Annotated in this window: 11 protein-coding genes and 1 tRNA gene; 8 read left to right on the top strand and 4 right to left on the bottom strand. The window is 65.9% G+C overall.

From position 1 onward, the window contains the following. The 3 genes from VFR90_RS12820 (at position 1) to VFR90_RS12810 (ending at position 2,936) form a co-directional block, all read left to right on the top strand. Positions 1–2,223 carry a TonB-dependent siderophore receptor gene (locus VFR90_RS12820; protein ID WP_326406529.1) on the top strand — a complete coding sequence of 741 codons (2,223 nt, stop codon included), beginning with the start codon at positions 1–3 and terminating at the stop codon, positions 2,221–2,223. Positions 2,224–2,284: 61 nt separating this feature from the next. Next, positions 2,285–2,360 (top strand) — tRNA-Asn (locus VFR90_RS12815). Between the two features lie 246 nt (positions 2,361–2,606). Continuing rightward, on the top strand, positions 2,607–2,936 hold the full coding sequence (locus tag VFR90_RS12810) for a helix-turn-helix transcriptional regulator (RefSeq protein ID WP_326406528.1): 330 nt from the start codon (positions 2,607–2,609) through the stop codon (positions 2,934–2,936). Positions 2,937–2,973: 37 nt separating this feature from the next. Here the strand turns inward: VFR90_RS12810 and VFR90_RS12805 are convergent, their stop codons facing one another. After that, on the bottom strand, positions 2,974–3,279 hold the full coding sequence (locus VFR90_RS12805; protein ID WP_326406527.1) for a hypothetical protein: 306 nt from the start codon (positions 3,277–3,279) through the stop codon (positions 2,974–2,976). Positions 3,280–3,331: 52 nt separating this feature from the next. Beyond that, positions 3,332–5,266, bottom strand: coding sequence for a ParB/RepB/Spo0J family partition protein (locus VFR90_RS12800; RefSeq protein ID WP_326406526.1), 1,935 nt, complete (start codon positions 5,264–5,266; stop codon positions 3,332–3,334). Between the two features lie 718 nt (positions 5,267–5,984). On the opposite strand from VFR90_RS12800, the gene argP reads away from it, so the two are divergent. Further along, entirely contained in the window at positions 5,985–7,055 is a 1,071-nt protein-coding gene (gene argP, locus VFR90_RS12795; RefSeq protein ID WP_326406525.1) for an HTH-type transcriptional regulator ArgP, read from the top strand. Positions 7,056–8,175: 1,120 nt separating this feature from the next. On the opposite strand, the gene VFR90_RS12790 is transcribed toward argP, so the two are convergent. Then, positions 8,176–9,120 (bottom strand): fatty acid desaturase family protein, encoded by a 945-nt coding sequence (locus VFR90_RS12790; protein ID WP_326406524.1) that lies wholly within the window; start codon positions 9,118–9,120, stop codon positions 8,176–8,178. A gap of 291 nt (positions 9,121–9,411) precedes the next feature. On the opposite strand from VFR90_RS12790, the gene VFR90_RS12785 reads away from it, so the two are divergent. From VFR90_RS12785 to VFR90_RS12775, 3 genes are all read left to right on the top strand, one after another. Further along, the gene (locus VFR90_RS12785) at positions 9,412–9,855 is read left to right on the top strand and encodes an ACT domain-containing protein (protein ID WP_326406523.1); all 444 of its coding nucleotides are present in this window, start codon (positions 9,412–9,414) and stop codon (positions 9,853–9,855) included. A gap of 267 nt (positions 9,856–10,122) precedes the next feature. Continuing rightward, positions 10,123–10,566, top strand: coding sequence for a hypothetical protein (locus VFR90_RS12780; protein ID WP_326406522.1), 444 nt, complete (start codon positions 10,123–10,125; stop codon positions 10,564–10,566). Then, the gene (locus VFR90_RS12775) at positions 10,541–11,323 is read left to right on the top strand and encodes a helix-turn-helix transcriptional regulator (RefSeq protein ID WP_326406521.1); all 783 of its coding nucleotides are present in this window, start codon (positions 10,541–10,543) and stop codon (positions 11,321–11,323) included. The genes VFR90_RS12780 and VFR90_RS12775 overlap by 26 nt, the downstream gene beginning before the upstream one ends. A 44-nt stretch (positions 11,324–11,367) precedes the next feature. Here VFR90_RS12775 and VFR90_RS12770 read toward each other — a convergent pair whose 3' ends face one another. Next, the gene (locus VFR90_RS12770) at positions 11,368–12,306 is read right to left on the bottom strand and encodes an SOS response-associated peptidase family protein (RefSeq protein WP_326406520.1); all 939 of its coding nucleotides are present in this window, start codon (positions 12,304–12,306) and stop codon (positions 11,368–11,370) included. Between the two features lie 314 nt (positions 12,307–12,620). On the opposite strand from VFR90_RS12770, the gene VFR90_RS12765 reads away from it, so the two are divergent. Next, positions 12,621–13,211, top strand: coding sequence for a hypothetical protein (locus VFR90_RS12765; protein WP_326406519.1), 591 nt, complete (start codon positions 12,621–12,623; stop codon positions 13,209–13,211). Position 13,212: the final 1 nt, after the last annotated feature.

Raw genomic sequence — 13,212 nt, 5'->3', positions numbered from 1 at the left:
GTGCTGCCGTCGCTCATGGGTATCGCCGACCTGCCATCGACCTTCACCACGATGGCACAGCACCACCACAGCTCGCTCCTCCGCCCACGGCCACGCGCCGTGTTCCTCGCATGCCAGAGCCTCGTCGCCGCGCTGGCCGCGGCGCAGACGCCGGCCGATCCCAAGGCAAGCGAAGCCGCGCTGCCGCGCGTCACGGTCACGGCGCCCGCGCCGGCCATCGCAAGCATCGCCGGCTGGGGCGATCGGCCGCTCGAATCGCTGCCGCTGCAGGCCACGGTGATCGACCGCGGGCAGATCGACGACGCCGGCGCCGACAGCCTCGCCGATCTGCTCAAGCTCGACGCCTCGACCACCGACGCCTACAACGCGCCCGGCTACTGGAGCCTGATCGCGGTGCGCGGCTACACGCTCGACCCGCGCTTCAACTTCCGCCGCGAAGGCCTGCCGATCAGCGCCGAGACCGCGATCCCGCTCGACAACAAGGAGCGCGTCGAGATCCTGAAGGGCACCAGCGGCATCCAGGCCGGTACCAGCGCACCCGGCGGGCTGGTCAACTTCGTCGTCAAGCGGCCGACCACGAGACCGCTCACGACCGCGACGCTTTCCGCCGGCGAGCGCGGCAGCGTCGGCGTGTCGGTCGATTGGTCCGGCGGCAAGTCCGACGACCGGGTGTTCTCCCAACGCATCGGTGCCTCGTACAAAGACCGCCAGCCCGCCATCGACGACTACGGCCACGTGAAACGCGCGCTGATCGCCTGGGCCGGTGACTGGCAGCTCGGCCGCGACACGCTGCTGCAAGCCGAAGTCGAACGCTCGCGCGAGACCGGCGCGAGCATTCCCGGCTACAGCCTCGCCGGCAATGCGCTGCCCGCACCGCGCAAGCCACGCAACCTCGGCGACCTGCCGTGGGCGCTGCCCAACACCTTCGGCGCGACGACGGCGAGCGTGAAGCTCGACCGGCGCATCGGCGAGGCGTGGCGCTGGATCAGCCAGATCGGCACGCAACGGCTGAAGACCGACGACCGGCTGCCGTTCGCGTTCGGCTGCACCGCGAGCAACGGCGACTATTACGCCGACCGCTACTGCCCCGACGGCAGCTTCGATCTCTACGACTTCCGCAGCGACGACGAGCGCCGCCGCACCGATGCCGTCGAGACCTCGCTGCAGGGCCGGCTGCACACCGGCGCACTCGAGCACGCGCTGCGCTTCGGCGTGCAGGCGAGCCGGCAGCGCATCGACACGAACCGGCAGGCCTTCAACTTCGTCGGCACCGGCAGCATCGATGCCGACTTCGCCGCGCCTGCCGATCCCTCGCTCACCGACGAGGGCACGAACCGGCGCGAACGCTCGCGCGAAGTGTTCTTTCAGGACGCGATCGACTGGGGCCGCACGGGCATCACGACCTGGCTCGGCGTGCGCCACACGCGGCTCGAACGCGACAGCGTGCGCACCGACGGCTCGCGGCCGACCGGCTACGCGAAGAGCCTCGTGACGCCCTGGGTCGCGCTGTCGTACGCCTGGGCGCCGGCGCACAGCGCGTACGCCAGCTGGGGCCAGGGCGCCGAATCGAACGTGACGCCGAATCGCGACATCTACGACGCGCCCGGCCGGCCGCTCGAGGTGCAGAAGAGCCGCCAGTGGGAAGCCGGCCTGCGGGGAGCCGCTTCGCACGAGGCCTTGCGCGGCAGCTGGCGCCTCGCGTGGTTCGACATCGACCGGCCGGCGCTCACCGATGCCCCGCCCGCCTACGCCATCGACGGCAGCGCACGCCATCGAGGCATCGACGCCTCGGGCAGCGTCGACCACGGCCCGTGGACGCTCGGCGCCAGCCTGATGTGGCTCGACGCCGAACGCCGCGGCTCGGCCGATGCGGCGATCAACGGCCAACGGCCGGTCAACGTGCCCGAGCGCACCGCCCGCCTGCAGGCCCGCTGGCGCGCGCCGTTCGCGCCGGGCCTCGAACTCGGCACCGACCTGCGCCACGAAGGGCGGCGCAAGGTGCTGGCCGACGGCTCGGTGGAACTGCCCTCGTGGACCCGCACCGACCTGCTCGCGAAGTGGACGCAGGCCACATCGAGCTTCGGCACGCTGACCTGGCGCTTCGGCATCGACAACCTCTTCGACCGCCGCGCCTGGAAGGAGTCGCCGACGCAATTCGGCCACGTCTACCTGTACCCCTTGGAAGCGCGCAGCGTGCGGTTTTCGCTCCAGGCCGCGCTGTGATGCGGGGCCGCTCGCTGGCGTCGGGCGACGGCGCTTGTCTGGCTACAATGCCGGCCGTTGTTCCTCGATAGCTCAGTCGGTAGAGCGCCGGACTGTTAATCCGTAGGTCCCTGGTTCGAGCCCAGGTCGGGGAGCCAAGATAGACAAGAGTCAGCCGGTTAGCGCCGGCTGACTTTTTTGTTGCCTGAACATCTCGTGTCCGACCGGTGTCCGAAAAAGTCAACAAATCGACGGCGTGTCCTGGTAGCAACAGGCGGACGCTACGAGCATCCATCTGCGAGCGATCCTGAAGCGTGGCCCGCGCAACGTCATGCTGCTGTAGACACCCTTCCCTACCTCAAGCTGGGCACCTCCCGCTCCGCAACATCCGCCGGATCGCCGAGATGAGATCAACGCCGTGCGCGAAACCGGCTCGAATCCAGCGCGCGCATGCAGGCGATGGGCTCCTAAAGTCTTTCCATCGCTCAAGCAGGAGGTCGGTCGTGCAACGGATGCCCCCTGAACCAACATCAACACGCGCCGACTCGACGCTCGCTGTGTTCCTACGCATGCCAACCGTCATGAAGATGACGGGCCTGGGCCGTTCGACGATCTACCGCTTGATCGCGGATCAGAAGTTTCCGCGCCCCGTTCGACTCGGCCTGCGTGCAGTCGCATGGCGACGCTCAGACCTTGACCGATGGAGCGAGGCACGTCCCACCAACGCACACTGACCGGACACTCCGACAACAGTCGGCTGCGTCGGTGCAGTCATGCTGGAAGCATCAACTTCAGCACCAGCCCGATCAGCAACATCGCGGCGCCCACCTTGCCCCATCGCCAGGTCGTGAATTGGTAGCGGTGCGTGATCATCAGCGCCGTGTGCAGACGGCGCAATGCGCAGATCAGCGCTACAGCCGTGACCAACGGACCCACGAGGCCGACCGGCTGCGGCGCGTGCTGCACGACCATGATCCACAGCAGCGGCCAGAGCACGGCATCGATGGCAGCGAGCCAGCGTCGGCCCGGCCAATCCCTCGCGTCGGCCCGCGGTTCACGTGCGACGAGCAACCACATCATTCACTCCTGCGGAGTTGGGCGGGCGGCGCAGCCCACCCGCCCGGATCAGTCAATTCGGCAGCCGCCGTAGCTGTGCCGGCAACCAGCGCTTGCCGGCCAGCCGAGCCGCCGCCTTGACCACCAGCACGTCCTTCTTCATCGCGCCGACGCCATCGTCTGCAAGGTCGGGACCCGCTTCCTGGAGTGCCTGGACGATCTGCGCTTTGGGGACGTGGTTCAGGTAGCCCTGCGCCGTGGGCTCCCACCAGTCGGCCATGTCCAGGCCGACAGCGCCAGCGATGGCGTTGGCCCCGCTGACCGCGCCGCAGTTCGGCAAGGCATTGAGGGTCAACGAGGCGCACAGCCCCAACAGGTCGAGCAGCTCGGTCTGGGGCAAGGCGATCAACCAGTGCAGCCACTCCTCGGACCGCTCGGGCAGTCTCTCCTTCCAGGCGAGCTTCGCCGCTTCGATGGCTTGCCATGCCGAGCCGACCTTCAGGTCATCGGCTGCGGCTTGAAGCGCATGCGCGGAAGTCTGTGGTGCGATCTGCAAGGCCGAAGCGACTCGCCGGTAGTCATCGCCGAAGGCCCGTTGCACGAAGGCATGCGCAAGCACGGCCAACGCGATCGGTGTGCTCCGCACCAACTCGGCCTGCAGTGCGACCGTGCGATGAGCCGCGAGCCGCTTGCCGAGGCTTTCGCTGCAGAAGGCTGCGGGCGGCTCCACACGGTTGGTGGCGTCTGGATGGGATGACGAACCGTCCGACGGCTTGCCGACGCGCCGGGCCGATCGGTCCGCAGCTTTCTGCGCGGCAGCCATGGCCTTGCGGTCCGCGTCCTGCATCAAGCCCCGGATCACCTCGGCCTCGCCTTCGCGGTTGATTGTGACGACGGCGCCGGCATGCGCCATGGTTTCGGGCGACCAGACCTTCAGCGCCTCATGAATGGCCCGACGCCGCGCGACGATCGCTTGCTCCTCCAGGTCGATGCGTTCGGCTTCATCCGCCGTCCAGTACGTGGCCTCGGCCATCGCATCAGAGAGTCGCTCAAGCTCCGACGCACGCGCCGCGAGTTCGTCCAGGTCCGCACGCTCCCGCGGCGTCGGCTTGCGCATCGAGGCTTCGCACGGGCTGAACTGCCGCAGCGCACGCGCATCGGCTTCGAGGCGTACCTCCACCCAGGCCCAGCCCTCGGCACGCACAGGGACCGCCAGCGCTTCCAGCTTCTCCGTCGCCAAGCGCTGCAGCAAAGTCGGGTCGGACAAGAATCGACTCTGCTCGTCGTCGAACAAGTCGCGCCGCACCACGCCCCCAGCCGCTTCATAGGCCTCCAGGCCGACGTAGCGCGCCAACGCGTCACTTGCCGCCTCGATCTCGCCCGCTGTGAGCTTGCGCTTCAGGGCCGCGGCCGATCGATCCCAGGACGGCGCATCGAACCATGTGCGTTCCTGCGCCGAATGCTCGTCACTTAGCGCCAGCGCCATCAACTGGTCCAGGTTGATGCCGTCCTCGCGGTACAGCGTCAACAGCTTCGGCGACAAGGCCGACAACTTCAGCCGCCGCTGCACGGTCAACACCGAAACGCCGAAGCGCGCGGCCACATCCTCGACGCCCTTGCCCTCGTCGATCATGGCCTTGAACGCGTCGAACTCATCGGCCGGATGCAGCGCCTCGCGGCCGCTGTTCTCGGCGATGCTGACCTCAAGTGCTCGCTCCGGCGGCAACAACTCGCACAGGACCTCGTGCGTCTTCGGCAGCCGCCCGTGCTGCTGCAACAGCAACAGGGCTCGGCGCCGCCGCTCGCCTGCTGCGACCGCGAACTTGATGCCGCGCGTCTTGCCCCGGCCGACCACCTGTTCGGTGACCATCAGCGGATGCAGCAAGCCTTGCGATTCGATGAGCGCGGCCAGTTCTTCGACCTGTCCCGGCGAGTGCCGTCGCACGTTGAACGGCGACGGCACGAGATCCGACAAGTTGATCGACAGCAGTTCCTTCGTGTGTTCCATGTTGACCTCCAGCAGTTGATGAACCCGTGAAGCGGAGACGGAAACGAGCCATGCGCTCACGGGGGCACACCAGGGAGCGGCACGGCGCCGTTCGGCACACGCGCGTGCCCCTCGCGCCAATCGCCTGTCCTGGCGCGCCGGCCTCGCCGTTCACCTCGGGATCGCATGACCACGTCGTCTTCCTTCCTGACTCAAGACCCCCTGCCCTAAGTTCCGAGGGAGCCGTTGGTGGCTTGGAATCCCTCGGCGTTGGCGGTGGTGTTGAGCTGATGTCTGCCCCGCATTCGTCGGTCGCCGTGCGAGACCGAGAGCGCCGCGATCAAGCGCAGGCGCAAGGGCACCGTGGAATCAATGGAAGGGGCCCGCGGGAGCGAAGCGAGCGTGGGAAGGCGGCCGTTTATCCGCGAAAGGCCCTTGTGCCTGTGCGCGCGGCGCTACGGTTCGCACAGCAGGCGAACGGCGGGTGCGGGAGCTCAACCCGGCCGACGAGAGATGCGGCCAAGCGCAGGGAGACATCCCGGAGTGCGGCCGAAATGACCAGTGCCCGCGCCGCGGGCACTCAAACTGGAATGCACTTGGCCGTCGGGTCCATGCGCGACCAAGTAACTTGCGTCACATCATCGATACAACGCCGTTGTGGACAGATGGGCGGCGGACGGGCTGCAATACCTGCATTGCCTAGATTCGATATGAGCGCTGCAACCTGGGAGCGGGTTACATGCTCGACCGTGATCAGCTGGAAACCTTTGCCACCGTTGCCGAGCAGCAGAGTTTCGAGCGCGCGGCTCAGGCTTTGAACATCACGCGTGGCGCGGTATCGCAACGCATCAAGGCCTTGGAGGAGTCACTCTCCACCGTCTTGCTGCTGCGGGACAAGCCGATCGCACCAACGCCATCCGGGGAGATCCTCCTTCGCCACGTCAAGGCCTTGCGCATGCTCGAAGGCGCGGCCTTGCGGGAGTTGATGCCGCCCGACAAATCGAACATCCCCGTTCCGCTGGCGATCGCGGTCAATGCGGACTCGCTGGCGACATGGTTTCCGCCGGTGCTGCAGACGCTGCTGCTCGAACGTCGCGTCGCTCTTGAGGTCGTCACCGACGATCAGGACTACACATCCGCTCGCCTCAGCCGAGGCGAAGTCGTCGGTTGCATCTCGACCGATGCCAAGGCGGCGGCCGGATTCGTCGCCGAAGCTCTTGGGGCCATGGAGTACCGCTGCTACGCCAGCCCTGGTTTCGCTCGGGAGTTTTTCCCGGACGGTCTCACTGTACCGGCCGTTCTTGCTGCACCTGCGGTCCTCTTCAACCGCAAAGATTCACTGCACGATGAGTTTCTGAGCGATAGATTCGGTTTCTCGATCCAACACTACGCACGTCACTACCTGCCCTCCCCTGCGAGCTTGTTGCAGGGCATCGTCATGGGCGTGGGCTACGGGCTCGTGCCCCGACAACAGGCCCTGACGCTGATGCAGGACCGGCAGCTTATCGATGTCGCTCCGGATCAGCCTGCGTACACGAACCTGTACTGGCATCACTGGGAGGTGGAGCCTCTGCTCTCGTGCGAGATCACCGAGTTGGTCGTGCGGGAAGCGCGAAGGCAGCTTGTGCCCATCACCGCCCCAGGCTCATTTCCTTCCGCTGAGCAAACTTCAGGAACACCAGCGATTCGCTCGGCAAACTTTGCAACGGCGGTCATACAGAGCGCCATGAAGACTGACGCTCCGACACCGGCACCCAGCGAGACAGCATCGGCGGCGTCGCCCAACCATCCTGACCAGCCCGCCACGTAGGCAGCGAACGACATGCTGAAGCCGGCCGTCATCGTCGCAGCCGCATGCGAAGCCGACATTGCCCTGTCTCGGAGCAACAAGACGAAGACCACGGCGATGCTCGCGATGTAGACGACATTGAGCGACACCATCGTGTCGACGATGCCCTGCTCCCGCGCGGCCACAGCTGCCCCGAGGGCCAGCGCGACCACAGCGAAGCCCGGATGCGACTCGTCGTGTCGGCCGGGACCGAGCGATGCAATCGCACTGCTCATGGCTCGCACGATGGCTGCCCCCGACCCCAGCGCGGCAGCCGACAGAGCGGCGAGGAGAACTTTGTCGGCCCCGGGCGCGACGGATTTGGCAACCAGCGCCAACGCAAGAGGCACCACCTGCTTGGCATCCACCACATCCTCAAGCAGCCCGGCTCGGCTCATCGTCACGATGAGTGCAGGAGGCAGGAAGCCGATCAGCAACAGACCCAGACCCGCCAGGATGCACCCCGAGATGGCGGCCGAGGGTCGTCTGGCTGCGAGCACGAACTGTTGGTAGTCGGCCCCGACACACACGAGGATGGCCACCGCCAACATGACCGAGACCCAACGCATCGGGCCGAAGGTACTCAGGTCCTGCACAAACGCTGGCACTGAGCCGAGGAAGGTGTCGGTCCCATTCACGGCCGCCAGCGCGTACACCAGCACGAGGCCGCTGGTGATCAAGCTCAGCGCAAACAACCGGGAAGCGAACTGCAGATCGAGCCGAGATGCGCCGAAGATCAACACCAGAACCGCAGCATGCCCGATCCGTTGATCGAGCCCCAGCAGACCGGCCACCGCGACGCCTCCCTGAATCTGGGCAGCCAGGACCCCTGCCATCCATACCAGCGAGAGCAGCGCGACAACGCCCTGGAGACGCGGACCATAGGCGCGTCCGAACAGGCCCCAGACGGGCATCCCGGTACCCCACAAGCGTTGGGCAAACAGCGCTAGCAACAGCATCCCGATCGCCGTTGCCACGCCGTAGATGCCACCGGCCATTCCTTGCGCCAGGGCCAGTTCACCGGAACCGAACAGCAAGCCGATTCCATAGCTGGCGGACACCAGCAGAGCTGCAACCTGCAGGCTGCTGAGCACCCGCCCCGTCATGGGCACGCCACATCCTGCCAATCTCGAACTACCGCGGTGCGTCCCGCAAAGTAGCCGTCGCACACCTTTGCCTTGGTCCGGTAGGCAGCCGTGGCCCTGAACATGCGATGCGCCTCCGGCAGGCGGTAGTAGGGAACAGCGGGCAAGAGGTGATGCGTCAGGTGGTAGCCGTTGTTGCGCGGGTGGAAGAGCTCGCGCCAGACACCTCGACAGTCCATGTCGCGCGTGAATGAAAAGATGCCGCCCGGTCGCAGCCCGTAGTGGTCACACATCTCCCGCATCGTCGTGATGAGGTGGAACACCGAGCCCCGGGCCAGCAGCCACAGGACAGCGAACACCATGGCGAAGTGCGCCCCACCCGCTGCTTGCAGCAGGGCGAGCACGGCAGTCCACCACAGGACAATAAAGACCTTGCTCGACAACGCCACTTCGCTGCTAGCGAGGTGGCCTGCGAACGATCCCCACCACGCAGCCCCGTTGCAAAGATGACGCTGGTAGCTGGTGAGCCAGTGCTGCGGCGGCTTGCTCGGGATCTCGAGGAGGTCGGGGTCGTGCAAGCGCCGGCCGAGCGCAAGATGGTGCTGCCAGTGCGTCTCGCGGTATCTCGTAAGACTGGTGAACAAGAGGGGCGCGACGAGCGCTCTTGCCAACGCGTCGTTGATCCGGCCGTCGCGGCACAGGTTGCGGTGACCTGCATCGTGCAGGATGTTGCCGAGGGCGCGCTGCCGATTGCCGATCACTACCAGCGCCAGGGGTGCCAGCCAGGGACTGACCCAGGCGACCGCAGCAACCGAGGCGACGACGACGAGCACATCGAACCCCAGGTCAAGCAGCGGCCACGCAAGGTTCAGCCTGAGCAGGCTGCGATGCAGATGGCCCTGCGTACGCAACTGCGCACGCAGCTCTGCCATGTCCGACAGGATCTCCGAAGGCAGCAACATTTCGGAACCCCTTTCCGCACGGCGTGCAGACCGACGACCACAGCGGGGCTCAAGCACCTTGAGCCGCCGTGACGCTCGTTGACGCGCCAAGGTATCAGCCGCGACGGGCAGCTCGATGCGGTTTAGCAACTTTGCGCGACCGGCAGCTTCGCTAACCGCTGCGCAGCCTGGTGTCGCCGATGCATTGCGTCTGCCGGGAGCAGGCTTCGAGCACTGAAGCCCTCTCCCTGCTCATCTTCATAATGCGTGGGACAGGGAGACAGCGCCCAAAGCGCGAGAGGAGAACGTCGCATGAACGGTGAGCGAGACCTCGCAACGCTGCAGCGAGAGATGGCCCCACAGTTGCACGCACCGACCTTCGTCTACTGTTGCTTCCCGGACTTCCAGGTGCCGTCTGGCATCCGGCCGATATGCACTTTTCGGGAAGCCGAAGGGCTAACGGCCATCGTCGAGAAGTCGCAGGCGCAAGAGTCGAACACGAGCTACTGCTTCGAGGCCCGCCTCATCACATTGAGAGTCCACTCTTCGCTCGAAGCGGTTGGCTTCATGGCACTCGTTGCGGGCCAGCTCGCACAGGCACGCATCCCATGCAACGTCGTGGCCGGCTACCACCATGACCACCTCTTCGTCCCCACCGAGCGCGCCGACGACGCGCTCTCGCTGCTCTGCGCATTGAGCACTGCCGACACAGACAGGGTGACTCCGTCCGAAGCGGTTGAGCTGACTTCGCGCTGAGGCGCACAGCGCAACGGCCCAAGTCGTCTCATGCGGTGCCGCGACGAGGCGGGTTGCGTATCTCCAGGCATTTCTGCGTCGAGACGCTCGTCCCTGTTTAGCGCTGCTGCGCACCGCTCAGTTTTGAGCGCGTTGGCCACTCAGGTCTGGCGTTCAGGGCCCGCTGTCCATACGCTCGCGCGACAAGCAGTTCGTTTCGACAGGGCTCAGCAGATCGCGCGGGGTCCGCGCGAGTTGTTCCTGAGCGCTGCGACAGGAGTCATCGATATGAGCATCGATTCCGCAGCAACGGCATCTACCGATCGAGCAGTTGGAGTTCGCACCACGCGTGCTAAGCGCGCGCAACGCTACGACATCGCCCAGCGCGAGATGCCACTCGGTCCCAAGATGGCCCGGCTGCATGCTCGCCGACAGCGGCTGGCGGCGAGTCGTCCGATCAGCGGCTTGACGCAAGGCCAAGGCCGCGACGGCACCACCATCGCGAGCGACGACGGAGCGCTCGCCTACGTGCTCCAAGCCATCCCGTCCGGGCTGTACGTCGAACAGACGCTACGGCGGCCGCTCCAAGCACACCTCGTGCACCACATGCTGTTTCGCAGCGCCGAGAATTTTGCACACTGGTGCGAGCACGAACCCGTTCGGTTCGACCACCCCATCGTCTTCAGCCGCTTGCGGAAGCAAGGCGATGAACTCCTGCGCCGTCCCCGATGAACGCTCCAGCCTGCTGGACCGAACGAGGGCGGTCGACTACGCCGCGCGCGTTTGTGAGACGTTGGCATGCATGCGCTCGGCCACCCATGTCGCGGACGTTGCTGCCTTGTTCGAGCAAGCCGTCAGCCGATTGGGCGCCGACGCTGGCATGTTCACCAGCTTCTTGCGCCCCGATGCCACCCTTGCTTCGTACCGCACCCTGCTGGTCTGCGATCCGTCGCTCGGCAGCCAACGCGCCGCCCATGGATGGTTCGAAGACGATCCATGGCTGCTCCATGCGAAGCACAGCAGTGACCCGGTCAGAGCCAGCGAACTGAAGACTGCCGACCAGCGTCAGTGCGAGTGGGTCGAGGCCGCAGCGCAGCATGGGTTCCGTTCGGCCGTCATCGTGCCCGCACCCTCGCCAGCCGGCCCGGCTCGCGTCGGCGTTCTGTACCTCGGCTCAGCCACCCCGGCCTACTTTGAGGGCGAGGGCTACGGTGTCCTGAAGATGCTGGCTTGGCCGCTGGCGATGGAACTGCATGCGTGGTGGCACGAGGCCATCAAGCGCGAAATGATGTCCCGGTCTCGGTTGACTGAAAGTGATCTCGTCTTGCTCCGTCACGAGGAACAGGGCCACAGCAGCAAAGTCATAGCGCAAACCCTGCAAACCCAACCGACGGCCATTGACTGCCGCTTCCAGCGCATCAGCGCCAAGCTTGCTGCTCCGAACCGACGAGCGGCCGTGCGAGTAGCGAAGCTCTACGGTTTGATCTGAGTCAACGTGCGCCTTACTCGCTCAAGTACTGGCGCAACATTGCTTCAGGCTGCCATGCGGTGTTCGTAGTACGGCCGCTCCCGGTCATCGAGGATCGCGTAGAGCGTCGCGAGGTCGTTGGGGTCCAGTTTCAGCCAAGCATCAATGTGCTCAGCCTTGATCGGCACGATGCAACGGTCGTGTCCTGCAGCGGCCACCTCTTCCGGTGGCTCATCAGTGATCGCAGCGAATGACAGCAGGTCCGGTTCGCCCGGCGCCGTCCACCGTGACCACAGACAGGCCACCAGCATCTCGCGGCCGTCGTGGGGACTGAACTCCAGCACGAGGTTCTTGGTGGTCCCGTCGGGCTCGGTGCGCTGCACGTTCTCGAAGAAGCGGCTGACCACCATGACCCCGTGGCTCACGCCGAACAGGCTCTTCCAGAAGCCTCCGAGGTTGTCTCGGCGGGCGTTGTAGGTGCCGGGGTACTTGGTGTCGTAGAAGGCCGGCTTGCCGGCAAGACGGCACTGGTAGCGCATGGGCTTGATCACGCGTTGACCCTCCTCCATCACCAGGACGGGGGCGTACCAGCCCGGGAAGATGCGTGAGTCGCTGTCTTTTGGCTCGGTCCGCTTCAGGTCGGCCAGCTTGCCAAGCTGCCAGTCGATCTTGTCGGTCGCGATGCGGCGGCTCTCGGTGGCGGCCTTCGTAAGCTTGGTCTGCAGTGATCGCTCGGCATCGGCCAGGCGCTTGCGCTGCACGAACAACGCCTGCTCCAGCTCGGTGGTCTGCTGTCGGTTGAACTCGTCGATCAGCGCCTTGATGGCTCGCTCGTCATCGGTCTGCGGATCGGCGAAAGCGAAGTCCATCGCCTTCGGGATCTTGATGCGCTTGTCGGCCATTCGGAAGCCGTACAGCTCGGCGAAGTCATGGAGGGAAATGCCGGACTTGAAGGCGCGCTCGAACTTGCGCCATGCGGACCAGATCTGCGCGGAGTAGCACATGTTCGACATCGTAGTGCCGGCGGGTCTTCGAGCCACGCTTGCTCACGACTTCGTCGGCTTCGGGATCGCGCCCGTCTTGCGGCATGAACTCTTGCGCCGCGGACGAACAGGCGTTGGTCGCGTGCAGCGTGCTCGGCCCAGCAACCGTTGCTTGGTCCCCATTTGGCCGCGTCGATCGCCGGCGGGACACAGGCTGGAAACGAAGCCAAATCCAGCAGCGGCGCGGTCCATATCGGGTTCTAGAGTTTCTCTGCCGACACCGCTTCCTGCGGCACATGAGTCGGCTGCACTCAACGGACCAAGGGAGAGGCGCCATGTCCACTTCGACGCACCGTACCGCGGGGGGGATGAGTACAGGCCACGCACCCGGCAATCTGCGGTTGTCGTCTCGCATGAGGCTCTGGCGGCCTCACTTCCTGGTGACCGCACTTCTGGTCGCCATCGCGTGGCCCCGATTCGCAAGCGCAGTCGATGGCTGCGAGGTCCTGCTGTGCATGGCAAGCTCGAACTGGCGCTCCATACCGCAGTGTGTCCCGCCGGTGCAGCAGGTGCTCCGAGACCTTTCCAGGGGCAAGCCGTTCCCCGTCTGCCGGATGGCAGGTGCTGGCAACTCGGCCGAGCACTCGCCGGCCCACGCACCTGCAAACTGCCCACCGCAGTACACGCATGTGATCGAGTTGCCGAGCGGCCCGCGCTACCGGTGCGACTACAGCGGCGCGATCTCGGTCTCGGTCGGAGGCGCCCTCTTCTCGCGCACCTGGTGGAGCACGTCGGGCGACGCAGTGACCGAGTTCAGCCCCGCCGCCAAGGCACAACTGGGCCGCTGGGACACACGCTTCGACGACGATCACGCTGCCTGGCTGTCTGCCCAGCCAGCGCCGCTTGCAGCCGACGCGGACCGGTGAT

The sequence above is a fragment of the Methylibium sp. genome (genome assembly GCF_035762065.1).
Classification (GTDB): domain Bacteria; phylum Pseudomonadota; class Gammaproteobacteria; order Burkholderiales; family Burkholderiaceae_C; genus Methylibium.
This window is presented reverse-complemented; position numbering and strand designations above follow the sequence as displayed.

Bases quoted from the DNA above. Each gene is read 5' to 3' on its own strand.
- VFR90_RS12810 (WP_326406528.1), top strand. From the start codon at position 2,607: ATGAGATCAACGCCGTGCGCGAAACCGGCTCGAATCCAGCGCGCGCAT.
- VFR90_RS12805 (WP_326406527.1), bottom strand. From the start codon at position 3,279: ATGTGGTTGCTCGTCGCACGTGAACCGCGGGCCGACGCGAGGGATTGG.
- VFR90_RS12800 (WP_326406526.1), bottom strand. From the start codon at position 5,266: ATGGAACACACGAAGGAACTGCTGTCGATCAACTTGTCGGATCTCGTG.
- argP (WP_326406525.1), top strand. From the start codon at position 5,985: ATGCTCGACCGTGATCAGCTGGAAACCTTTGCCACCGTTGCCGAGCAG.
- VFR90_RS12790 (WP_326406524.1), bottom strand. From the start codon at position 9,120: ATGTTGCTGCCTTCGGAGATCCTGTCGGACATGGCAGAGCTGCGTGCG.
- VFR90_RS12785 (WP_326406523.1), top strand. From the start codon at position 9,412: ATGAACGGTGAGCGAGACCTCGCAACGCTGCAGCGAGAGATGGCCCCA.
- VFR90_RS12780 (WP_326406522.1), top strand. From the start codon at position 10,123: ATGAGCATCGATTCCGCAGCAACGGCATCTACCGATCGAGCAGTTGGA.
- VFR90_RS12775 (WP_326406521.1), top strand. From the start codon at position 10,541: ATGAACTCCTGCGCCGTCCCCGATGAACGCTCCAGCCTGCTGGACCGA.
- VFR90_RS12770 (WP_326406520.1), bottom strand. From the start codon at position 12,306: ATGTGCTACTCCGCGCAGATCTGGTCCGCATGGCGCAAGTTCGAGCGC.
- VFR90_RS12765 (WP_326406519.1), top strand. From the start codon at position 12,621: ATGTCCACTTCGACGCACCGTACCGCGGGGGGGATGAGTACAGGCCAC.